Here is a 21,975-nt window from a genome sequence, read left to right on the forward strand (position 1 = left end):
GTGATCAGTCCAGCATCGCCACATGCTTGGGATGACTGGCTACCCGTGCCAGCCAGGCCTGCACCGCCGGGTACGGCGCCAGATCGAAGCCGCCTTCGTGGGCCACATGGGTGTAGGCATACAGCGCGATATCGGCAATCGAATACTGCTCGCCCACCAGATATGGCGTGGCTTGCAGTTGGCGTTCCATCACCCGCAGCGCCTTGTAGCCGCCCTTATGGGTGGTTTTGTATTCCTCCAAGCGATCTTCCGGCATGTTCAGGTAGTACTGGATAAACCGCGCCACGGCGATGTAAGGCTCGTGGCTGTACTGCTCGAAGAACTGCCATTGCAGCACCTGGGTGCGCAAGCGCGGCTCGGTGGGCAGAAACTCACTGCCGTCGGCGAGGAAGTTGAGGATCGCGTTGGATTCCCACAGGCAGGTGCCGTCTTCCAGTTCCAGCACCGGGATTTTGCCGTTGGGGTTCTTGGCCAGGAATTCGGCGGTCTGGGTGTCGCCGTTGAGGATGTCGACATTCACCCATTCATACGGGATGCTCAGCAGGTTGAGCATCAGTTTGACCTTGTAGCAGTTGCCCGAGCGGTAATCGCCATAAACCTTGTACATGGGGTTCCCCTTATGCCGCTTGCGCGTGCTGTGCTTGACGGATCACGGTGGCCAGACGCATCAGACCTTCGTCCAGGCGGGACGGGTCGATATGGCTGAAATTGAGCCGCAGTGAGCCCAGGTGCTGGTCCGGCTCGGAAAAGAACGGTTCGCCGGGCATAAAGGCGACGTTCTGAGCGAGCGCGGGCGCCAACAAAGTGCGGGTATCGAGCGGCTGTTTCAAGGTCAGCCAGAAGAATAATCCGCCCTGGGGCACCTGCCAGTCGGCGAGTTCGCTGAAATGCCGTTCCAGTGCGGCTTGAAACCCATCGCGGCGCTCGCGGTAAAAACGGCGAAGTTCAACCAGGTGCTGCTGATAATTTGGCGTGCCGATCCACTGCATCGCCTGCCACTGGCCCACGCGATTGGTGTGCAGATCCGCCGATTGCTTAAGCTTGAGCAGGTGCGGGAACAGGTCGGGGCTGGCAATCAGGTAACCGACGCGCAGGCCCGGCAGCAGGGTTTTGGACACGGTGCCGGTGTAGATCCAACTGGCCTTGTGCAGGCGGCTGACGATGGGCCGCGCGCTGGCGCCGTCGAAGGTCAGTTCGCGGTAGGGTTCGTCTTCGATCAGGGTCACGCCGAATTCGTCGAGCAACGCGGCGACAGCATCGCGCTTGGCCTCGCTATAGCGCACCGCCGACGGGTTCTGGAAGGTGGGGATCAAGTAGATGAACGCCGGGCGATGACGCTCAAGCTTGGCGCGCAACGCGGCCAGGTCGGGGCCGTCGTCCTCCAGGGGCACAGTGAGGCAATCGGCGCCGAACAGCTGGAAGATCTGCAACGCGGCCAGGTAGGTCGGGCCTTCGAGCAGGATGGGCGTGCCTTGATCGATATACAGCTTGGCCGCCAGGTCCAGGGTCTGCTGGGACCCGCTGACCACCAGCACCTGGCTGGCCTGGCACGGCACGCCCAGGGCGCGCGCTTCGGCCGCCAGCAATTCCCGCAACTGCGGCTCACCTTCGCTCATGCCGTATTGGCCGATGTTCAATGGCATGTCATCCCAGTTCAACGCCGGCAGCATGCTTTCGGCCGGCAGCCCGCCGGCGAACGACATCACTTCCGGGCGCTGCGCCGCGGCGAGGATTTCACGGATCAAGGAGCTTTTAAGGCGCGTAACACGTTCGGAGAAGGCCATAAGGTCACCGCTGGCGAAGACTGTGGGAAATACGTCAAACTGGTTGACCGAAATTACGACAGCTCACCTGGATACGTCAACATGCTTGACCTTAAAAACCCAAACAGCCAGCAGCAAGCCATGGAAGCGTTTTTCTTCGGCTACCAGGCGTTCACCGCCAAGGCCGATGAAATGCTCGAACGTCGCGGCCTGAGCCGGGTACATCAGCGGATTGTGTTTTTTATCGCCCGCTACCCGGCCCTGAGCGTGACGCAGTTGCTCGCATTGCTAGGGGTGAGCAAGCAGGCGCTGAACATGCCGTTGCGCCAACTGCAGGAAATGCACTTGGTGAGCAGCGTGGCGTCGCAGACCGATAAGCGCAAACGCCTGCTGGAGCTCAGCGAAGAAGGTCGGCGGTTCGAACAATCCCTGCGCCGCGAGCAGGTGAAGTTGCTGCAGCGCGCCTTCAGTGAAGCCGGTGAAGAGGCGGTGAAAGGCTGGCTGGCGGTGAATATGGCGCTGAGCGCAAAAAACTAGAGGTTTGCCTTTCATCCCTTTCGCACACAAAATGGAAAACATTATTTGCTTTCTTTGTATACAAAAGCATAATTCGCTTCGTGCGAGTTCCTGACCTATTAGTCAACAAAACCCGCCAGTAACCTCACAGCGCCCTGCGCTGGCCATAACAATAAAATGCTTGAGGAGTACTCGCTGTGGATAGCCGCAAATCCGAAGCCCCTACGCTGGACCTGTCACCCGCCTCCCAAGACGGTTGGCTGGAACGCCTGTTCAAACTGCGCATGCATGGCACCACAGTGAAGACCGAGCTGATCGCCGGCCTCACCACCTTTATCACCATGGCCTACATCATCTTCGTCAACCCCAACATCATGGCCGATGCCGGCATCGATCACGGTGCGGCCTTTGTCGCCACCTGCATCGCCGCCGCCCTCGGTTGCCTGCTGATGGGCCTGTATGCCAACTGGCCGGTGGGCCTGGCGCCGGGCATGGGTTTGAATGCGTTTTTCACCTACACCGTGGTCGGCACCATGGGCTACCACTGGGAGACCGCCCTGGGTGCGGTGTTTATCTCCGGGGTGCTGTTTATGCTGCTGACGCTGTCGCGCATCCGCGAGTGGCTGCTCAACAGCATCCCGGTCAGCCTGCGGCATGCCATGGGCGCCGGTGTCGGTCTGTTTCTTGGGGTGATCGGCCTGAAAACCGCCGGCATCATCGTCGACAGCCCGGCCACCCTGATCAAGCTCGGGTCGCTGCACGAGCCGGCACCGCTGCTGGCGGCGGTGTGCTTTTTGCTGATTGCGATCCTCAGCTACCACCGCGTGTTCGGCGCGATTCTGATCAGCATCATTGCCGTGACCCTTGCCGGTTGGGGCCTGGGCCTGGTGCATTACAACGGCATCCTGTCCACCCCGCCGAGCCTGGCGCCGACCTGGATGGCGATGGACGTCAAAGGCGTGTTCAACGTCAGCATGATCAGCGTGGTGTTCGCCTTTCTGTTTGTGCACATGTTCGACACCGCCGGCACCTTGATGGGCGTCGCGCAACGGGCCGGGCTGGTGAATGCCGACGGCAAGATCGATAACCTGTCCCGCGCCCTCAAGGCCGACAGCGCCTCCAGCGTGTTTGGGGCCATGGTCGGTGTGCCGCCGGTGACCAGTTATGTGGAAAGTGCCGCGGGCGTGGCCGCCGGTGGACGCACCGGATTGACCGCCGTGACCGTGGGCGTGCTGTTTGTGGCGGCGATGTTTTTTGCGCCACTGGCCGGCATGATTCCGGCCTACGCCACCGCCGGCGCGCTGATCTATGTCGCAATGCTGATGATGGCGAGCATGGCCCATATCAACTGGGACGAGGCCACCGACAGCATCCCGGCGATTGTCACGGCGATCATGATGCCGCTGACGTTTTCTGTGGCTGACGGCATCGCCCTGGGCTTTATCACGTATGTGGCACTCAAGGCCGGCACCGGCAAATACCGTGAAATATCCATCAGCCTGTGGGTGCTGTGCGCAATTTTCATCGCCAAATTCGTTTTCCTGTAACCCAGGCAAACGGCGATAACCGCCTCACCTTCGGGTGGGGCTTTTGCATGAAGGGAGGAATGTAATGAGCGTGGAAACCTGGCTGCTGTTCAGCGGCGCTGCCTTGATCGTGATCCTGATTCCGGGCCCGCTGTCACTGCTGATGATCAGCAACAGCCTCAACTACGGCCTGCGCCGCTCGTATCCGGCGTTTCTGGGCGGGGTGTTCGCCTCGATCTGCCTGCTCAGTGCCTCGGCGCTGGGTCTGGGGGCGCTGCTGCTGGCGTCCGAGCAATTGTTCAGCGCATTGAAAATCGTCGGCGCGCTGTACCTGTTCTACCTGGCCTGGCAAAGCTGGCAGCAATCGCGCCTGCCGTCCCAAGGCGCGGTGGTGCCGGACGCGGTGCCGGTGCCGCGTTTTCGCGCGTTGTTCAGGCGAGCCTTTGTGCTGGGCGCCAGCAACCCCAAGGACATCCTGTTTTTCGCCGCCTTCCTGCCGCAGTTTCTTAGCAGCCAGCAGGCGTTCCTGCCGCAATTGCTGATCATGATCGCCACCTGGACCGTACTCGACTTGCTCTGCAAGTTGGCCTACGGCCTCGGCGCCCATGGCGCGGCGCGCTACCTGCGCACCGGCAAGGGCCAGAGCTGGTTCAACCGCTTCAGCGCCGGGCTGTTCGGCGGTGCCGGCGCGGTCTCCCTGCTCAAGGGCTAGTAAGCTGAGGCTTGATGAAATACACGGTGGGGGGAAGGTTGCCTTTGACCGGCCACTGAACGCCCCCCACCATCGTCACCAAGCGCTCGCTGCCCATTGCATCGTTGACCAGACGATGCACCTCTGACGTAGGATGAAGGGTCAGCTGTTTGGCGACCGATTCCTTCGACAGCCTGGGAACGCCCGCAACGCTGCCTGATTCAAGCCATTGGGTCGACAGGTAATACACGTTGTCGGAGCGCTCATGGGTACACACCCACACGAAATGCTCCCGCCCGCCATGGGTTTTCTTCATCGACCTGAGCACAAAGCCTTGTGCCTCCAACACTTGTCTGATTGTGGCCTGCTGCGCCTGCCCTCGCTCACGCAAGAGCACATCCTTTGCCTGCTTCTTCTGCAACGCACCGAGCGACGCGGAAACAGGCGCCTTGAGTGACGCCGCCAAGGGGGTGGGCGGCTGGAAATCCACGCGCGAGAAGCCAGGCGCCTTGCCTTCGAACCCGATGAAAAAGGCTTGTTTGCCCGAGGGTTCGGCCGGGCGCAGGAGTTTGAACAGGTCATCGGTCTGGCCCCCGGCCGCAATCCAGCCGTCCAGGGTTGCGCGCACGTTCAACAGGTGCGTGGCCGACGCCGTGCGGCCGGTGTCCGCCAGTTCAATCAAGCGCTGGCCGGCGAAACGTCGGCTGGCCAGGGTCATGCCGGGAAACACCTGGGCCACGGATTGCTCCAGCGGGCGGTCGAACAACGGGCGATGCAGTTGCCAACGCTTTTCGGCGTTCAGGGTCGCCGGAATCGGTTGCTCGTGGAGCTGGCTGTTGAGCCAACGCTCGATATCGTCGACAGCCCGAGAGAAAAGTGGGTTGTCTTTCGTCAGGAAAATAATCTGGTCGAGGGGCGCGTTGCTGCCCTGGGGCAGCAACCGGTAGTAGTGGCCGTCGATCCTGACTACGTAGTAGTTGCGCTCCTGCAACGACGGCGAAGAAGAAACCGACTTGAAGGGCGGATGGGGCAACGCGACTTCAGGCTGCATCGGCACCAGAAACACCCCATGCCCGGACGGCGCTTCCGGCAACTGCGCAACGATATTGGCATGCCAATCGCGCCACGCCACCTGGGGGCCCGGCGATTGACGCACGGCGGTTTCGGTGGCGCCGCGCGCAGGTGGCGACCAGGCGACCGGCGTGTCAGACCGCCACGGACTGAGCACTCCAGAGCTGGGGCCGGCCACCGGAGCGTCCGCACCCAGCAGCCATTCACCGGGCGCGTAAATCGTCAGGATCAGTTCATCCTGACCCGACCCGTCCTGGTTTTTCAGGCGCAAAAACTGCTCGTCGCCGCGTCGGTAAACCGGGTAGCGGTCCTCGCCTACCACCATGAACGGCTCACCATGTTTGACGTACAAGCCTTTTTCACCGGGCCCACTGAGCGGCACGGCGTCGGCTGGCACGCCCGGTTTCCTGAATCGCTCCAGCAGTTTGAGCTGCCCAGCGGGAGAAGCCGACCGGCCCAGCCGAGGCACTCGGCCAACCTCGACGAGCGTCGTGCGACGCAGGCGGTTCAGCCCCATCCCCATCGAACGCAGCGGTACGCCCTTGCGCGCTTTAGGCCCAGGCATAACGCTCAGTATCAGATCCACCAGCAGGAATACCGCGCCAAATGCCACATCCACCGCATCCCGTGGGTCACCGCTATGGTGATAACGCCGTGCCGCCAACAACACCTCGTAGAGCTGGTTCACCAAGCCGAACCAGGGCACGAAAAGCGACAGCAATGCCCGGTCGCGGCGGTCTTTTTCCGCTTGCAAGCGTTGGGTGCGGTACTTTTCCAGGGTTTTACCGGAGTGGCTGCCGGCCTGGGCCTGACGATGCAGTTCAAGCACCCGCGCCTGGTACAACAGGGCCTGGGCATCGCACTGGGAGGTGGGCACCAATGCCAACCAGTTCAAGGGATCGCTGGCGATCTGCTCAAGGGTCTGCGCTTCGGCTTCCGCGGCCAGCGCCGTCGGCTCCTGATGCTTGACACTGAACGAGCGCACAAACTCGGCGCCGCGCCAGAGCCCTTGCAACATAACGTACCCCGGCAACAGATACACCGCCTGGAACTGCGGCGGCTGCGTGCAGGCTTCGTCAGGCGTGTGCGCGATGGCTTCGAATGCCCAGCCGGGTGCGATGTGCCGCGCCAAGGCTTTGGTATTAGGCGGTACTGCGCCAATGCGATTCAGATATTCCCGCGCCAGTTGCAGGCTGCTGTGCTCACTGATGACATTGCCATCCGGCGCAGCGGGCCAGTAAACCACGCAGGCTTGGGACAGCAGGTCGTGAATCACCACGATGCCGGCAATGTAGCGATCGTGCTGCAACGTGTGACCCACCAGATGCACCACATACAGTTGCAGGTGAAAGCCCTGCTGGCGCAAGTCGTTCGGCGTGCGCGCCGCCATGGCCAGGCTGAACAGGCGCTGAGCGCTGGGCGTCAGCCCCTGTTGAGTCGCCGAATACAGGTGCGCGTCGGCGCCTGTGACCAGCGCGCGCCTGAGCAAGGTGGGCACGCGCCCCTCAGTCAAGCGCCGTGGCGCCTCGTCGCGCGGGTAAAACACTCCATTGATCAGCGCCTCATACTGACCGCCGATATCCAGCGAGGAGACCATGGCGATCAGGTAGGGCGGACTCAGCAGCCCCTTCCATTCGGGCTTCAGGTACTGCGCATATTTAAATCGCCACCAAGTGGGCAACATCTGGGGGTCGAGGTTATGCAGCGCCAGTTGCAGCAAAGTGAACTGGGTGCGCCCGGTGCTGGGAGTGAGGATTTCTCTGCGATCGCCCACACTGCAGGTGGCATCCGCGCTACAGAAACGCCCGTCGACATGGTCTGGCATTTCGATAAACGGCGTGTCGATGTCCACCGCCGGAGGGAGGCCGTCCTCGCGTAAACGGGCAATCAGTACGCGGCGGGCGAAGCTGGGTAAAACCGGCAGACGTTGTTCCAGACGTGCCTGCAGGGCAAAAGTGCTGCTCAGGTAGTGGCCTTGCAGGCGTCTGAATCGGTCGAGCTGCGCGGCCGACGCCTCTTTCAGCCACGCCGGCAGTGTGGGCTGCGCGCCCATCGCCTGGCGCACCACATCAACATGGGCCCGCGCCCGCCCCCGCGCTGCGCTGGCCGGAGCCGTGAGCTGCTGCGCCAGCTCTTGGGCCAGCAACAGACCGCTCAGGTGCACATCGCTGACTTCACTGAATACCGGGGGAGTGCGCCCGATCCCTCGGTACACGCGCATATAACCCTTGAGCAGCCGCTTGAGCGCGAACAGCAGCGGGTCGCCGTCGATGGGGGCATAGCTCACGGCCAGAGTCTGCCCGGCCACCGCTGCGCGCACCGCACCACGGTGCTGGCGATCGACGTACTGCCACATCAGTGACGCGTCACGGCTGGCGAAACTGGCCTTGACCCCCTCGGTCAGCGCGCCGAGACGAGCAAAGCTCGCCACCCCACCCTCCTGTCCGAACGCGCACAACAGCACCGGCGCACGTCGCTGCGGATCGTCGAGGGCCGCCGCCTCGGTCACCACAAACAGGCCATGCAGCGGCTCGCCGCCCACTCGCACTGACAACACCCGGGCTTGACTGCCCTCACGCTGACGGGCCAGCGGAGCGTCCAGCACCTCACGCAGCAGGTCGCGATGGGGGGTGCGCAGCAAGCGCAGCCGGTGCTGCAACTGAACCTCGTCACGCAGCAGCTCGCGCCAGACAGCGATAAAGCATGCCACCCGCCGGGCCGTACCGTCGGCGCGCGCGGCCCAGAACGCCACGTCGAACAGTTTCAATTGAGCATCGTGCAGCAGCGTGCGCAGGCCGTTAGCGTGACCGTTGAGTTGGTTTTCCAGCGTGACTGATTCCTGCCAGGCCGGGGTGTCCTGGCCGGGGTCGTGGGGGTCCAGCAGCGCAGTCAGGCCCTTCTCATAACGCTTGACCTGCTGCTGCACGGTGTTCAACGCCAGGTCCGGCGCCGTGCTGGCGAAATTGATTTCCTGACGGCGACGCTGCTGGTCCCAGTCCAACAGCTCGCGGCGGATTGGTCCCAGGCGCGACTTGCCGATGCTGTGACGCCGGCCCCGCTCGATCTGGGCGAGAAACCGCGACTTATCGGTCACAGCCGGCCGCCGCGCAGCGGAAAACACCTGCGCAAGGTTGATCGACACGGCACAGGCCAACTCGTTTTCCCATTGCCCGTCGCGAATCGCCAGGGCGCTGAGAGCCAAGGCATCGCCATGCAGCGCCGAGCCGCGAGCCGCTGTCATCGCCATGCCGGATTGACACAGCTCGTGTCGACGTCGCAACGGCAGGCATTGCCACAGGTCGTCAAATACCGTGCTGCGGATCAGCGCGACCAGGCCGCACTGCAACTGAGCGAAGGACGGATACTCGTAAAAGGGGCGATTCAGCCCCGGCAGATACATCACATGGGGCATGCCCACCGGGTCGCCTTGCCGGTAGAGATGCAACGCACCGGGGATGGGCATCAGTCGCGGCCCCACTCCCGGCCACATCAATTGGCAGGCCTGTACGCTGGCCCACTGCTGCCCCGCACGTTGGCGGGCTTCGGCGGTCGGTGCGTCCACCAGGGCCTGGACCATGACCGCACCAGCGCTGGACAGCTCGTCCAATTGCCGCGCCACCAGCGCCCGGTCGGCGAACAATTGCCTGTGGAGTTCCACCCAGCGCTCCTCGCGGGTCTGCCAGGAACCCGTGGCAAGGGTCTGCCAGTACTCGGTCTGGGCGGTGTTGAGGCGCTCGAACAACTTGAGTGCGACAACTCGCTGCAGTGCTTCCAGCGCTGTGAACGGCAAACGGCGCGTCGGCTCGTCCTTGAGGCTGAGGGCGGTGAATTGATTGATATTGAGCGGCACCGACGGCAGCACGAGCAACTGCAGGGCGCGGTCGGTCAAGCACTCCACCTTGCTCGCGGTGGCCGGCGGCAAGGGTTCGGTGAACAGCAACGTATCCGGGTCCAGATCGAAGGCCTGGCGCAGGGCGGCGCGAATCACTCGCAGCACCTTGGGCGCGCGCGCAATCAGGCCTGACACGCGGCGTGCCGCGTCGGCGCAGCGCAGATCGGCCGTCGCCAGCTGGTTGATCAGACGGCTGGGATGGGGGCTGCTGTTGATCCGCTGGGTCAGCTGGGCGCGCAGGGCCTGGCGCGCTTCGTGGGCGGCGCGGGCCGGATCGTCCGCCTCGGCAGGCAACGCGGTAGGGTCGTCGTTAAGTGAGGTCACGGCGGTATCTTCGTCGAGGAAAACACCTAGCCTAGGCAGGGCCAAGCTCGCGCAGGCGCTAGATAATTGAACGCCGCCCGAGCAAAAAAAAGCCCGCAGTGTGAGCGGGCGAAAAACCAACGAAGAGCTTTGGGGGTGTGAAGCGCGGGGACGACTCAGCTACCGCGATAGGTGGAGTAGCTGTAAGGCGAAATCAGTAAGGGCACATGGTAGTGATCCTGTTCGGCGCTGATGCCGAAGCGCAGCACCACAACGTCCAGAAAGGCCGGCTCCGGCAGTTGTACGCCGCGGGCGCGGTAGTAGTCACCGGCGCTGAACTGCACCTGGTAGACGCCGCTGCGATAGTCGTCGCCTTGCAGCAATGGCGTGTCGCAACGGCCGTCGCTGTTGGTCACGGCGCTGGCCACCAGTTCCAGCTGCGTGCCTTCGACGCGGTACAGTTCAACCTTGATTGCGCTGCCGGGGCAGCCGTGGGCCGCGTCGAGTACGTGTGTGGTCAGTCGTCCCATGGATCGGGGCTCCGTTCAGTCGAGTGAGAAAGGCCGCACCTTTTCAGGGCGAGAAAAAGCCGGCGATGGATGATTAAGACACTTTTGATAAAAATTGTACACAATAAAAACCACAAAATTTTCAGCACGCTCCGCAGCGCTTTTCGCGCTGGTGAATCCTCGGTAAACCTTGCGGTTAAAAGGACTGCTATACATTTACTGACCAACCGGGCAAGTTTCTTGCAGGGTTAAGCCGTGCAGATGGCTTGGAAAAAATGCGGAAATACAGGCTTACAAAGTGACCAGCAAGTTGTATACAATCAGCCCATCGCTGTGACGCCACCCAGTCTTTCCGCTGGCCGCCACGCACTTGTTACCACGCACAAGAAGGAAGACTGCAGTGAGCGCTGACTACCCACGCGACCTGATCGGTTACGGCAGTAACCCTCCTCACCCCCACTGGCCAGGCAAGGCGCGCATTGCCTTGTCGTTCGTACTCAACTACGAAGAAGGCGGTGAACGCAACATCTTGCACGGCGATAAAGAGTCGGAGGCGTTCCTTTCGGAAATGGTCTCGGCCCAGCCGCTGCAAGGCGAACGCAATATGAGCATGGAGTCGCTGTACGAATACGGCAGCCGTGCCGGCGTGTGGCGCATCCTCAAGTTGTTCAAAGCATTCGATATCCCGCTGACCATCTTCGCCGTAGCCATGGCCGCTCAGCGTCACCCGGACGTGATCCGCGCCATGGTCGCCGCCGGCCACGAAATCTGCAGCCACGGTTACCGCTGGATCGACTACCAATACATGGACGAGGCCCAGGAACGCGAGCATATGCTCGAAGCCATCCGTATCCTCACCGAACTGACCGGCGAACGCCCGCTGGGCTGGTACACCGGGCGCACCGGCCCCAACACGCGGCGGCTGGTGATGGAGGAAGGCGGGTTTCTCTACGACTGCGACACCTACGACGACGACCTGCCCTACTGGGAACCCAACACCCCCACCGGCAAGCCGCACCTGGTGATCCCCTACACCCTGGACACCAACGATATGCGCTTCACCCAGGTGCAGGGCTTCAACAAGGGCGATGACTTTTTCGAGTACCTCAAGGATGCGTTCGACGTGCTTTACGCCGAAGGCGCCGAGGCGCCGAAAATGCTCTCCATCGGCCTGCATTGCCGCCTGATCGGTCGCCCGGCGCGCCTGGCCTCGCTCAAACGCTTTATTGAATACGCCAAAAGCCACGAACAGGTGTGGTTCACTCGCCGCGTCGATATCGCCCGTCACTGGCAAGCCACCCACCCGTACAAGGGAGCGGCGAAATGACTGCATTCCAAACCCTGCAACCCTCGACCTTGAGCCGTGACGCCTTCGTCCGCGCCTTTGCCGATATCTATGAACATTCGCCATGGGTGGCCGAAAAGGCCTTCGACCTGGGCCAGGACGCGTCGATCGATCAGATCGAAACCCTGCACCAGCGCATGAGCGATATCCTGTTGAGCGCTGATCACGCCAGTCAACTGGCGCTGATCAACGCTCACCCGGACCTGGCCGGCAAAGCCGCCGTCCAGGGCCAACTGACCGAAGCCAGCACTAACGAACAGGCCGGCGCCGGTATTCACCAATGCACGGCCGAAGAGTTTTCTCGCTTCACCGAGCTGAACGAAGCCTACAAAGCCAAGTTCAAGTTTCCCTTCATCATGGCGGTAAAAGGCAGCAACCGGCATCAGATACTCGCCGCGTTCGAAACGCGCATTCACAACTCGGTGGACGCCGAGTTCAAGTGCGCGCTGGACGAGATCAACAAGATCGCGTTGTTCCGTTTACTGACCCTCTAAACACCATCCCCAGCCACTCTATCTAAGGCAGACAAGAAGAATGAAAGCGCAACCCGTACCGTTCGAAAAGTTCGTCAACCTGGCCGACGCCCGCTTGGGCACCAAGATCATCTCCGTGACCGATGACTGGTTCGCCGACGCCAACCGCCTGTTCCAGCCGACCCCGGCCGTGTGGAAGGAGGGCGTGTTCGACGACAACGGCAAGTGGATGGACGGCTGGGAGTCGCGCCGCAAGCGCTTCGAAGGTTACGACAGCGCGGTAATCCGCCTGGGCGTGCCGGGCTCGATCAAAGGCGTGGACATCGACACTTCATTCTTCACCGGCAACTACCCGCCGTCGGCCTCCCTGGAAGCCTGCTTCCTGGCCTCGGGCGAGCCGGACGAAAATACCCAGTGGACCGAAGTGCTGTCGGCCGTCGAGCTGCAGGGCAACAGCCACCACTACCATGAGATCAACAACGACCAGGCGTTCAGCCACCTGCGTTTCAACATCTACCCGGATGGCGGCGTGGCGCGTCTGCGTGTGTACGGCGTGCCGTTCCGGGATTGGTCGGCGGTGGGCGACAACGAACAGGTCGACCTGGCCGCGGCGCTCAACGGCGGCCGCGCCCTGGCATGCTCCGACGAACACTTCGGCCGCATGAGCAACATCCTCAACCCAGGCCGTGGCATCAACATGGGCGACGGCTGGGAAACCGCGCGTCGCCGCACGCCAGGCAATGACTGGGTGATCGTCGCCCTGGGCCATCCGGGCGAGATCGAGAAGATCATCGTCGACACCCTGCACTTCAAGGGCAACTACCCGGATACCTGCTCGATCCAAGGTGCTTTCGTAAAAGGCGGCACCGACAGCCAGATCGAAACCCAGTCGCTGTTCTGGCGCGAATTGCTGCCGGCGCAGAAGCTGGAAATGCACGCCGAACACACCTTCGTCGAGCAGATCAAGGCGCTGGGGCCGATTACCCATATCCGCCTGAACGTATTCCCGGACGGTGGTGTAAGCCGCCTGCGGGTGTTCGGCAAGGTCGCTAAATAAGCGGTGAACCCAATCGCGGGCAAGCCCGCTCCCACAGGGGAATGCATTCCAAATGTGGGAGCGGGCTTGCCCGCGATTGCAATAGACCAGACAACACAGAACTCGGATAAGAAGACAGCCATGCGCACACTAGTGATCGAACCCCTGACCAAAGAAGCCTTCGCCCCTTTCGGAGACGTTATCGAAACCGACGGCAGCGATCACTTCATGATCAACAACGGGTCGACCATGCGCTTTCACAAATTGGCCACGGTCGAAACCGCAAAGCCGGAAGACCACGCCATCATCAGCATCTTCCGCGCCGACGCGCAGGACATGCCGCTGACCGTGTGCATGCTGGAGAGACACCCGCTGGGCAGCCAGGCTTTCATTCCGCTGCTCGGCAACCCCTTTCTGATCGTGGTCGCGCCACTTGGCGATGTACCTGTATCGGGCTTGGTCCGCGCCTTCGTCACCAACGGCAGGCAGGGCATTAATTACCATCGCGGCGTCTGGCACCACCCGGTGCTGACGATCGAAAAGCGGGATGACTTCCTGGTGGTTGATCGCAGTGGCACAGGCAATAACTGCGATGAGCATTTTTTCCAAGAGGATGAGCGGTTGATCCTCGCCCCCCACCAATAAGAGAAGGTCTGATCACCCGACAACAAGGGTGACAGGCGAGAGGTAAAGACTGTGGAAGCACATCTGTTGGAATGGCTGAACCTGAGCGTGCGCTGGGTTCACATGATCACTGGCGTCGCCTGGATCGGCGCTTCGTTCTACTTCGTCTGGCTTGAAAACAACCTCAACCGCGTCAACCCCAAGGACGGCCTGGCCGGCGACTTATGGGCGATCCACGGTGGCGGCATCTACCACCTGGAAAAATACAAACTGGCCCCGCCGACCATGCCGGACAACCTGCACTGGTTCAAATGGGAAGCCTATTTCACTTGGATGTCGGGCGTCGCGCTGCTGTGCGTGGTGTTCTATTCCAACCCGACCTTGTACCTGCTGGCGCCGGGCAGCAGCCTCAGTGGTCCGCAAGGCGTGTTGCTGGGCATCGGCTCGCTGTTCGCCGGCTGGTTCATCTACTCCTTCCTCTGCGACTCGGCCCTGGGCAAGCGCCCTGCCCTGCTTGGTTTCATCCTGTTCGTACTGTTGATTGCCGCCGCGTATGGCTTCAGCCAAGTGTTCAGCGGGCGCGGCGCCTACCTGCATGTAGGTGCGGTGATCGGCACCATCATGGTGGGCAACGTGTTCCGCATCATCATGCCGGCGCAGCGCGCGCTGGTGGCGGCCATCGCCGAGAACCGTACACCGGACCCGGCGCTGCCGGCCAAGGGCCTGCTGCGCTCGCGTCATAACAACTATTTCACCTTGCCGGTGCTGTTCATCATGATCAGCAACCACTTCCCGAGCACCTACGGCAGCCATTACAACTGGCTGATCCTGGCCGGTATCGCGGTGGCGGCGGTGTTGGTGCGGCATTACTTCAACACCCGGCACAACAGCCAGAAGTACGCGTGGACCCTGCCGGTGGGCGCGCTGGCGATGATCTGCCTGGCTTATGTGACCGGCCCCAAGCCGGCCGAACCGATTGCCAAGGCGCCGGCGGCCATCGAGTACCAACCGTTGCCGGAAACCGCATTGGGCGGTGGCTTGAAACCTGCCGCGCCTGCGGCAACCGAACCCGCTGCCGCACCTGCGCCGGCCCAGGCGACCATTGATTTCGACAAGGTCCACGGAGTGATCCAGGAACGCTGCGCCGTGTGCCATTCGGCCAAGCCCACCAGCCCGTTGTTCAGCACCGCGCCGGCGGGCGTGATGTTCGATACACCGGCGCAGATCCAGCAACAAGCGGCACGCATCCAGGCCCAGGCTGTGGCCAGCCAGATCATGCCACTGGGCAACATCACTCAGATGACCCAGCAGGAGCGCGACCTGATCGGCACCTGGATCAACCAGGGGGCGCATACCAACTAACAGCCTGGTGCGACTCCAAAATGTGCGAGGGGGCTTGCCCCCGATAGCGGTATGTCATTCAAAACATCAGTGACTGAACCAACGCAATCGGGGGCAAGCCCCCTCCCACAGATGACTTGCAGTGGTTTAGAGATTGCGTTCCACACAATACAAAAATAAAAAAGATTCGAGGTGTTGCATGTCCCCGTTAGAACCGCAGACTCCTGCCGCGCCCGCCATAGTGCGGCTACCCCTCTTGCAACTGATTCTGGTCGGCCTGCAACACGTCTTGTTGATGTACGGCGGCGCCGTCGCCGTACCTCTGATCATTGGCCAGGCCGCCGGTCTGAGCCGTGAAGAAATCGCCTTTCTGATCAACGCCGACCTGCTGGTGGCCGGCGTCGCCACCATGGTGCAGTCGTTCGGCATCGGCCCCCTGGGCATTCGCATGCCGGTGATGATGGGCGCCAGTTTCGCCGCTGTCGGCAGCATGGTCGCCATGGCCGGCATGCCCGGTATCGGTTTACAGGGGATCTTCGGCGCCACCATCGCCGCCGGGTTCTTCGGCATGCTGATCGCGCCGTTCATGTCCAAGGTCGTGCGCTTTTTCCCACCGCTGGTGACCGGCACCGTGATCACTGCCATCGGCCTGTCGCTGTTCCCCGTGGCCGTGAACTGGGCCGGTGGCGGCAGCGCGGCGGCCACCTTCGGCTCACCGATCTACCTGACGATTGCCGCTTTGGTGCTGGCCACCATCCTGCTGATCAACCGTTTTATGCGCGGTTTCTGGGTCAACATCTCGGTGCTGATCGGCATGGGCCTGGGGTACGCCCTGTGCGGCGTCCTCGGCATGGTCGACCTTAGCGGCCTGGCCCTGGCGCCGTGGGTGCAGGTGGTGACGCCGCTGCATTTCGGCATGCCCACCTTCGAGTTGGCGCCGATTCTGTCGATGTGCCTGGTGGTGGTGATCATCTTCGTTGAGTCCACCGGGATGTTCCTGGCGCTGGGCAAGATCACCGACCGCGAGGTCACGCCAAAGATGCTGCGTCGTGGCCTGCTGTGCGACGCCGGCGCGTCGTTCGTGGCCGGGTTCTTCAACACCTTCACCCATTCCTCGTTCGCCCAGAACATCGGCCTGGTGCAGATGACCGGCGTGCGCTGCCGCTCGGTGACGATCATGGCCGGCGCGTTTCTGATTGTGCTCAGCCTGTTGCCCAAAGCCGCTTACCTGGTGGCCTCGATTCCGCCGGCGGTGCTGGGCGGCGCGGCGATTGCCATGTTCGGCATGGTGGCGGCCACCGGCATCAAGATTCTCCAAGAGGCCGATATCGCCGACCGCCGCAACCAGTTGCTGGTGGCGGTGAGCATCGGCATGGGCCTGATTCCCGTGGTGCGCCCGGAGTTCTTCGCTCAACTGCCGCTGTGGATGAGCCCGATCACCCACAGCGGCATCGCCATGGCCACCCTCAGCGCGTTGTCGCTGAATGTGTTGTTCAACATCCTCGGGGGTTCCGAGCGGGCGGTCGCCGAGCACGCGCACACCTGAGCGTGCCCCATCATCGCGCTGTACGCCCTGTAACAGCGCGCTTGAGCCCAGGCAGGGTTATCAGTATTCTCCGCGCCCGCTCGAATCGATTGCTCTTCAACGCGTTGGCGCGGCTCTTGCTAAACCCATAAAAGCTGACCGATCAGACGATATTCACAGCGAACCAAAGGCGCCACATCAGAGCGCCTGCATTAGAAGAAAAACCAAAAAAACTTTAACTCGGGAGCAACCGAATGAAACCTATGTTCAAAGGCCTGATGCTGGCGGGATCCCTGCTGGCCGGCGGCCAGGCCGTGGCCGGTGACTTGTTGCAGTGGCAGAACAACAGCCTGACCTACTTGTGGGGCAAGAACTTCACCGTTAACCCGCAGATCCAGCAGACGGTCACGTTCGAACATGCCGACGCCTGGAAGTACGGCGACAACTTCTTCTTCCTCGACCGCATCTTTTATAACGGCAAGGAAGACGGCAACGTCGGCCCGAATACCTACTACGGTGAGTTCAGCCCGCGCTTGTCGTTCGGTAAGATCCTCGACCAGGACTTGTCCTTCGGCCCGATCAAAGACGTGTTGCTGGCGATGACATATGAGTTCGGCGAAGGCGACAACGAGTCATACCTGGTCGGCCCAGGCTTCGATTTGAACATCCCCGGTTTCGATTACTTCCAGTTGAACTTCTACCAGCGCCAGACCGAAGGCAATCGCCCCGGCGACGGTGTGTGGCAGATCACCCCGGTGTGGTCGTACACGATCCCGGTGGGCAACTCGAACATCCTGATCGACGGCTTTATGGACTGGGTGGTGGACAACGACAAGAACGCCCGCGGCACCTACCACGCCAACCTGCACTTCAACCCGCAAGTGAAATACGACCTGGGCAAGGCGATGAACTGGGGCGAGAAACAGCTGTACGTCGGTTTCGAATACGACTACTGGAAAAACAAGTACGGCATCGAAGATTCCGGCGCGTTCAAGACGACTCAGGACACGGCGAGCTTCCTGGTCAAGTACCACATCTGACCGAACGCCCCAGGTCAGCGTGTGAGAGGGGCTTGCCCCCTCCCACCGTTAGATCGGCTACAGACCCAAAAATCGGGTGATCTCTTCACGCTTGGCCAGCGCATCTTTTCTGCCCAACTCGATCAGTTCGCTGCAATACCCCGCCTCGAACAACAAGTAGCTCAGCACCCCTGCCCCGCTGGTCTTGGTCGCACCCGGCCCGCGCAGGAACACACGCAACGCTGCCGGCATTTCCTGGCGATGCCGCGCGGCGATTTCGTCGATGGGCTGGCTGGGCGCGATGACCAGCACTTCCACCGGCGCCAGGCCGCGCGCAGCGCTGTCGGCCGGCTGCAAATGGCTGAACTGATTGAGGCGTTCCAGCAATTCGATATCGCTTTCCAGGCTGTCGATAAAGGTGCTGTTGAGCATATGCCCACCGATCTGGGCCAGGGTCGGTTGCTGCCCGGTAAAGGCGCGCTGCACCGCCGGTTCATTGCCCCGCGGGTTGCCGCTGACGCCCACCACCAGCACGCGGTTGGCGCCCAGGTGCAGGGCCGGGCTGATGGGGGCCGATTGACGCACGGCACCGTCGCCAAAATATTCCTGGTCGAGTTTCACCGGTGCAAACAGCAGCGGAATCGCCGAGCTAGCCAGCAAGTGCTCTACCGTCAGCTGGGTCGGCACGCCAATGCGACGGTGGCGCAGCCAAGCGTCGATGGCGCGCCCGCCCTGATAGAACGTCACGGCTTGCCCGGACTCATAGCCGAACGCCGTGATCGCCACCGCATGCAGGTGGTTTTGCCGGATGGCCTCATCGATGCCTTGCAGGTGCAGTTTGTCTTGCAGCAAATCGCGCAGCGGCGAGCTGTTGAGCAGCGCCACCGGCACCCGGCGGCCCAGGCCCAACAGGCTGTGGATCAGGAAGCGAGCGGCCTGGCGCACCACGCCGGGCCAGTCGCTGCGCAGCACCAAGTGGCTGCGAAAGCCCTGCCAGAAGGCGGTCAGGCGCTCGATGGACGCGCGAAAATCCATGGCGCCGCTGGCCAGGCTGACCGCATTGATCGCCCCGGCCGAGGTGCCGACGATCACTGGAAACGGGTTGGGCGCCCCCGGTGGCAACAGCTCGGCAATCGCCGCCAACACCCCTACCTGATACGCCGCTCGCGCCCCGCCGCCGGAAAGAATCAAGCCTGTTACCGGTTCAGCTGGGCGCATCGCATCACTCCATTGGGGAAAGGTCGTTCTTATCGACGGCGTTTTTCGTACAGCTTGGGTTCACCCGGTGGCCGGCTCTTGAAGCGGCGGTGGGTCCACAGGTATTGCTCGGGGCATTCGCGCACGGAGGCTTCGACCCACTGGTTGATGCGCAGGCAGTCCACCTCGTCGCTTTCGCCGGGGAAGTCGGTCAGCGGCGGGTGAATCACCAGGCGGTAGCCACTGCCATCGGCCAGACGCTCTTGAGTGAACGGCACCACCAGCGCCTTGCCCAAGCGAGCGAACTTGCTGGTGGCGGTCACGGTGGCGGCCTGGATGCCGAACAGCGGCACGAAAATACTTTGCTTGGCGCCGTAGTCCTGATCCGGTGCGTACCAGATGGCACGGCCGGCGCGCAGCAGCTTGAGCATGCCGCGCACGTCTTCGCGCTCCACGGCCAGGGAATCGAGGTTGTGACGCTCGCGGCCGCGGCGTTGGATAAAGTCGAACAACGGGTTGCCGTGCTCGCGGTACATGCCGTCGATGGTGTGCTTCTGGCCGAGCAATGCCGCGCCGATTTCCAGAGTGGTGAAGTGCAGGGCCATCAGGATTACGCCCTTGCCATCCAACTGTGCCTGCTTGAGATGCTCCAGGCCTTCAACATGGGCCAGCCGCGCCAGGCGCTGACGCGACCACCACCAGCTCATGGCCATTTCAAAAAAGGCGATGCCGGTGGAGGCGAAGTTTTCCTTGAGCAGGCGCTTGCGTTCCTTGGCGGTTTTTTCCGGGAAGCACAATTCCAGGTTGCGCGCGGCGATGCGACGGCGTTCGCCGGCCACGCGGTACATGCCCGCGCCCAACAACCGACCGATGGTCAGCAGGGCGCGGTACGGCAATTGGGTCACCAGCCATAGGAGGCCGAGTCCCAGCCATAACAGCCAAAATCGCGGGTGAAAAAATACAGCTCGAAAACGCGGGCGATCCATTACAGATTCCGGTAAAGACAAGGGCCGCGCATTCTACAACGGTTCGACTCGGCTTGCGGCCAGTGAGTGTTCTCGTTATAAGTCTCGACACTTTTCGTGACAAGCCGCTTTTGCCGACCATGAGCCAAACCGAACCGCTAGACCAAGATCCCGTGTTCCAGTTGAAAGGCAGCATGCTCGCCATCACCGTGCTGGAACTGGCGCGCAACGACCTCGACGCCCTGGACCGCCAATTGGCCGCCAAGGTCGCCCTGGCGCCGAACTTCTTTAACAACGCCCCGCTGGTGCTGGCTCTGGACAAACTGCCCGCCGGCCAGGGCGCCATCGACCTGCCTGGTCTGATGCGCGTGTGCCGCTCCCATGGCCTGCGCACCCTGGCCATCCGCGCCAGCCGCATCGAAGACATTGCCGCCGCCATCGCCATTGAACTGCCAGTACTGCCGCCGTCCGGCGCGCGCGAACGTCCATTGGATCCGACGGAAGGCGACGTAAAGAAAAAACCGGAAAAACCGCCCGAGCCGACGATAAAGCCTACAAAGATCATTACCACCCCCGTACGCGGCGGGCAGCAGATTTACGCCCAGGGCGGCGACCTGGTGGTGGTCTCTTCGGTCAGTCCCGGCGCGGAACTTCTGGCCGATGGCAACATCCATGTATACGGCCCGATGCGCGGACGTGCCCTCGCCGGTATCAAGGGTGACACCAAGGCCCGTATTTTTTGCCAGCAATTGACCGCTGAACTTGTGTCCATCGCCGGCCAGTACAAGGTTTCCGAGGATTTGCGCCGCGACCCGCTGTGGGGGGCCGCCGTTCAGGTCAACCTGTCGGGCGATGTGTTGAACATCATCCGGCTTTAACGGATACTGCCGCATTTTCCAAGCATCTCTAGACTCTGATAGCACAGCGAAACCGGCAAGACTTGTGTAGGAATAACTGAAAGCTGGCGTTTCCCCGCGGAAACCACAGCTTTTTCCTACAGTAGCTGTCCGCCTGCAGCGAGTTCCAAGAGATGTTTTTCAGGGGCTGAAAAGTCCTTTTTCCTTAGGGGTGAAACACCTTGGCCAAGATTCTCGTGGTTACATCCGGCAAGGGTGGTGTGGGTAAGACCACCACCAGCGCCGCTATCGGTACCGGCCTCGCACTGCGCGGCCACAAGACAGTCATCGTCGACTTCGACGTCGGTTTGCGTAACCTCGACCTGATCATGGGCTGCGAACGCCGCGTGGTGTACGACTTCGTCAACGTGGTCAACGGCGAAGCCAACCTGCAACAGGCCCTGATCAAGGACAAGCGCCTTGAGAACCTGTACGTACTGGCCGCCAGCCAGACCCGCGACAAAGAAGCGCTGACCAAAGAAGGCGTAGGCAAAGTCCTTGCTGAGCTGAAGGAAACCTTCGAATACGTGGTCTGCGATTCCCCAGCGGGTATCGAGACAGGCGCGCACCTGGCCATGTACTTCGCCGACGAAGCCATCGTCGTGACCAACCCGGAAGTCTCCTCGGTACGTGACTCGGACCGCATGCTCGGCCTGCTGGCCAGCAAATCCAAGCGTGCCGAAGAAGGCCAGGACCCGATCAAGGAGCACTTGCTGCTCACCCGCTACAACCCTGAGCGCGTCAGCAACGGCGAAATGCTCGGCGTTGAAGACGTGAAGGAGATCCTGGCCGTGACCCTGCTGGGCGTCATTCCAGAATCCCAGGCGGTGCTCAAAGCCTCCAACCAAGGTGTTCCGGTAATTCTCGACGACCAGAGCGACGCCGGCCAGGCGTACAGCGATGCGGTCGATCGCCTGCTGGGCAAGTCCGTGGAACATCGCTTCCTCGATGTCAAGAAGAAGGGATTCTTCGAGCGTATCTTTGGAGGCAACTAAACAATGAAATTTCTCGACTTCTTTCGCGCCAACAAAAAGCCAAGCACCGCGTCGGTCGCGAAAGAGCGTCTACAGATCATCGTGGCGCACGAACGCGGCCAACGCAGCACCCCGGATTACCTGCCAGCCTTGCAGAAGGAACTGGTCGAAGTGATCCGCAAGTACGTCAATATCGGCAACGATGACGTGCATGTCGCCCTGGAAAATGACGGCAGCTGCTCGATTCTGGAACTCAATATCACCCTGCCCGATCGTTGATCGAACGGGCGGTCGCCACGGCGGCTGGGG

Annotated in this window: 19 protein-coding genes; 13 read left to right on the forward strand and 6 right to left on the reverse strand. The window is 61.8% G+C overall.

Annotated features, from left to right (window positions below; all coding sequences use genetic code 11):
• Nucleotides 1-4: 4 nt before the first annotated feature.
• On the reverse strand, nucleotides 5-607 hold the full coding sequence (locus HRH33_RS18850; RefSeq protein ID WP_167418075.1) for a glutathione S-transferase family protein: 603 nt from the start codon (nucleotides 605-607) through the stop codon (nucleotides 5-7).
• Between the two features lie 10 nt (nucleotides 608-617).
• Entirely contained in the window at nucleotides 618-1,784 is a 1,167-nt protein-coding gene (locus HRH33_RS18855; RefSeq protein ID WP_167418076.1) for an aminotransferase-like domain-containing protein, read from the reverse strand.
• An 81-nt stretch (nucleotides 1,785-1,865) separates the two neighbouring features.
• Between HRH33_RS18855 and HRH33_RS18860 the strand changes: the two genes are divergently transcribed.
• The 3 genes from HRH33_RS18860 (at nucleotide 1,866) to HRH33_RS18870 (ending at nucleotide 4,517) form a co-directional block, all read left to right on the forward strand.
• Nucleotides 1,866-2,300, forward strand: coding sequence for a MarR family winged helix-turn-helix transcriptional regulator (locus HRH33_RS18860; protein ID WP_034099367.1), 435 nt, complete (start codon nucleotides 1,866-1,868; stop codon nucleotides 2,298-2,300).
• Between the two features lie 263 nt (nucleotides 2,301-2,563).
• Complete coding sequence (locus HRH33_RS18865; RefSeq protein WP_371263967.1) at nucleotides 2,564-3,826, forward strand: NCS2 family permease; 1,263 nt, start codon at nucleotides 2,564-2,566, stop codon at nucleotides 3,824-3,826.
• A gap of 64 nt (nucleotides 3,827-3,890) precedes the next feature.
• On the forward strand, nucleotides 3,891-4,517 hold the full coding sequence (locus tag HRH33_RS18870) for a LysE family translocator (RefSeq protein ID WP_167418078.1): 627 nt from the start codon (nucleotides 3,891-3,893) through the stop codon (nucleotides 4,515-4,517).
• Here the strand turns inward: HRH33_RS18870 and HRH33_RS18875 are convergent.
• Together HRH33_RS18875 and uraH are read right to left on the reverse strand one after the other, a co-directional pair.
• On the reverse strand, nucleotides 4,507-9,783 hold the full coding sequence (locus HRH33_RS18875) for a dermonecrotic toxin domain-containing protein (protein WP_244962427.1): 5,277 nt from the start codon (nucleotides 9,781-9,783) through the stop codon (nucleotides 4,507-4,509). The genes HRH33_RS18870 and HRH33_RS18875 overlap by 11 nt on opposite strands.
• A gap of 155 nt (nucleotides 9,784-9,938) precedes the next feature.
• Complete coding sequence (uraH, locus tag HRH33_RS18880) at nucleotides 9,939-10,292, reverse strand: hydroxyisourate hydrolase (RefSeq protein WP_034114675.1); 354 nt, start codon at nucleotides 10,290-10,292, stop codon at nucleotides 9,939-9,941.
• A gap of 379 nt (nucleotides 10,293-10,671) precedes the next feature.
• Here uraH and puuE point away from each other — a divergent pair, with 379 nt between their 5' ends.
• The 7 genes from puuE to HRH33_RS18915 all read left to right on the forward strand — a co-directional run bounded on the left by puuE (nucleotide 10,672) and on the right by HRH33_RS18915 (nucleotide 17,655).
• Entirely contained in the window at nucleotides 10,672-11,598 is a 927-nt protein-coding gene (puuE, locus tag HRH33_RS18885) for an allantoinase PuuE (RefSeq protein ID WP_034099379.1), read from the forward strand.
• A complete protein-coding gene (gene uraD / locus HRH33_RS18890) occupies nucleotides 11,595-12,110 on the forward strand; it encodes a 2-oxo-4-hydroxy-4-carboxy-5-ureidoimidazoline decarboxylase (RefSeq protein ID WP_047881336.1) in 516 nt (171 codons plus the stop codon). Before puuE ends, uraD begins: the two co-directional genes overlap by 4 nt.
• 40 nt (nucleotides 12,111-12,150) lie before the next feature.
• Nucleotides 12,151-13,146: an allantoicase gene (gene alc / locus HRH33_RS18895; RefSeq protein WP_034138801.1), complete on the forward strand. Its 996-nt coding sequence runs from the start codon at nucleotides 12,151-12,153 to the stop codon at nucleotides 13,144-13,146.
• Between the two features lie 120 nt (nucleotides 13,147-13,266).
• Nucleotides 13,267-13,770 carry an ureidoglycolate lyase gene (locus HRH33_RS18900; RefSeq protein ID WP_034099384.1) on the forward strand — a complete coding sequence of 168 codons (504 nt, stop codon included), beginning with the start codon at nucleotides 13,267-13,269 and terminating at the stop codon, nucleotides 13,768-13,770.
• A gap of 51 nt (nucleotides 13,771-13,821) precedes the next feature.
• Complete coding sequence (locus tag HRH33_RS18905) at nucleotides 13,822-15,111, forward strand: urate hydroxylase PuuD (RefSeq protein WP_034099386.1); 1,290 nt, start codon at nucleotides 13,822-13,824, stop codon at nucleotides 15,109-15,111.
• A gap of 178 nt (nucleotides 15,112-15,289) precedes the next feature.
• Entirely contained in the window at nucleotides 15,290-16,636 is a 1,347-nt protein-coding gene (locus HRH33_RS18910) for a nucleobase:cation symporter-2 family protein (protein ID WP_167416934.1), read from the forward strand.
• A gap of 233 nt (nucleotides 16,637-16,869) precedes the next feature.
• Nucleotides 16,870-17,655: an outer membrane protein OmpK gene (locus HRH33_RS18915; protein ID WP_167416933.1), complete on the forward strand. Its 786-nt coding sequence runs from the start codon at nucleotides 16,870-16,872 to the stop codon at nucleotides 17,653-17,655.
• Nucleotides 17,656-17,712: 57 nt separating this feature from the next.
• Here HRH33_RS18915 and HRH33_RS18920 read toward each other — a convergent pair whose 3' ends face one another.
• Together HRH33_RS18920 and HRH33_RS18925 are read right to left on the reverse strand one after the other, a co-directional pair.
• A complete protein-coding gene (locus tag HRH33_RS18920; RefSeq protein WP_034114686.1) occupies nucleotides 17,713-18,852 on the reverse strand; it encodes a patatin-like phospholipase family protein in 1,140 nt (379 codons plus the stop codon).
• A gap of 29 nt (nucleotides 18,853-18,881) precedes the next feature.
• On the reverse strand, nucleotides 18,882-19,817 hold the full coding sequence (locus HRH33_RS18925; protein ID WP_034138803.1) for a lipid A biosynthesis lauroyl acyltransferase: 936 nt from the start codon (nucleotides 19,815-19,817) through the stop codon (nucleotides 18,882-18,884).
• Between the two features lie 119 nt (nucleotides 19,818-19,936).
• On the opposite strand from HRH33_RS18925, the gene minC reads away from it, so the two are divergent.
• From minC to minE, 3 genes are all read left to right on the forward strand, one after another.
• Nucleotides 19,937-20,674, forward strand: coding sequence for a septum site-determining protein MinC (gene minC, locus HRH33_RS18930; protein ID WP_034099395.1), 738 nt, complete (start codon nucleotides 19,937-19,939; stop codon nucleotides 20,672-20,674).
• A 200-nt stretch (nucleotides 20,675-20,874) separates the two neighbouring features.
• Nucleotides 20,875-21,687: a septum site-determining protein MinD gene (gene minD, locus HRH33_RS18935; protein WP_094064907.1), complete on the forward strand. Its 813-nt coding sequence runs from the start codon at nucleotides 20,875-20,877 to the stop codon at nucleotides 21,685-21,687.
• A gap of 3 nt (nucleotides 21,688-21,690) precedes the next feature.
• On the forward strand, nucleotides 21,691-21,945 hold the full coding sequence (gene minE, locus HRH33_RS18940) for a cell division topological specificity factor MinE (RefSeq protein ID WP_003175252.1): 255 nt from the start codon (nucleotides 21,691-21,693) through the stop codon (nucleotides 21,943-21,945).
• Nucleotides 21,946-21,975: the final 30 nt, after the last annotated feature.

Source organism: Pseudomonas rhodesiae (assembly GCF_013285305.1).
Classification (GTDB): domain Bacteria; phylum Pseudomonadota; class Gammaproteobacteria; order Pseudomonadales; family Pseudomonadaceae; genus Aquipseudomonas; species Aquipseudomonas rhodesiae.

Coding starts and splice junctions, on each gene's coding strand:
- HRH33_RS18850 (WP_167418075.1), bottom strand. CDS start 607: ATGTACAAGGTTTATGGCGATTACCGCTCGGGCAACTGCTACAAGGTC.
- HRH33_RS18855 (WP_167418076.1), bottom strand. CDS start 1,784: ATGGCCTTCTCCGAACGTGTTACGCGCCTTAAAAGCTCCTTGATCCGT.
- HRH33_RS18860 (WP_034099367.1), top strand. CDS start 1,866: ATGCTTGACCTTAAAAACCCAAACAGCCAGCAGCAAGCCATGGAAGCG.
- HRH33_RS18865 (WP_371263967.1), top strand. CDS start 2,564: ATGCATGGCACCACAGTGAAGACCGAGCTGATCGCCGGCCTCACCACC.
- HRH33_RS18870 (WP_167418078.1), top strand. CDS start 3,891: ATGAGCGTGGAAACCTGGCTGCTGTTCAGCGGCGCTGCCTTGATCGTG.
- uraH (WP_034114675.1), bottom strand. CDS start 10,292: ATGGGACGACTGACCACACACGTACTCGACGCGGCCCACGGCTGCCCC.
- uraD (WP_047881336.1), top strand. CDS start 11,595: ATGACTGCATTCCAAACCCTGCAACCCTCGACCTTGAGCCGTGACGCC.
- alc (WP_034138801.1), top strand. CDS start 12,151: ATGAAAGCGCAACCCGTACCGTTCGAAAAGTTCGTCAACCTGGCCGAC.
- HRH33_RS18900 (WP_034099384.1), top strand. CDS start 13,267: ATGCGCACACTAGTGATCGAACCCCTGACCAAAGAAGCCTTCGCCCCT.
- HRH33_RS18910 (WP_167416934.1), top strand. CDS start 15,290: ATGTCCCCGTTAGAACCGCAGACTCCTGCCGCGCCCGCCATAGTGCGG.
- HRH33_RS18915 (WP_167416933.1), top strand. CDS start 16,870: ATGAAACCTATGTTCAAAGGCCTGATGCTGGCGGGATCCCTGCTGGCC.
- HRH33_RS18920 (WP_034114686.1), bottom strand. CDS start 18,852: ATGCGCCCAGCTGAACCGGTAACAGGCTTGATTCTTTCCGGCGGCGGG.
- HRH33_RS18925 (WP_034138803.1), bottom strand. CDS start 19,817: ATGGATCGCCCGCGTTTTCGAGCTGTATTTTTTCACCCGCGATTTTGG.
- minC (WP_034099395.1), top strand. CDS start 19,937: ATGAGCCAAACCGAACCGCTAGACCAAGATCCCGTGTTCCAGTTGAAA.
- minE (WP_003175252.1), top strand. CDS start 21,691: ATGAAATTTCTCGACTTCTTTCGCGCCAACAAAAAGCCAAGCACCGCG.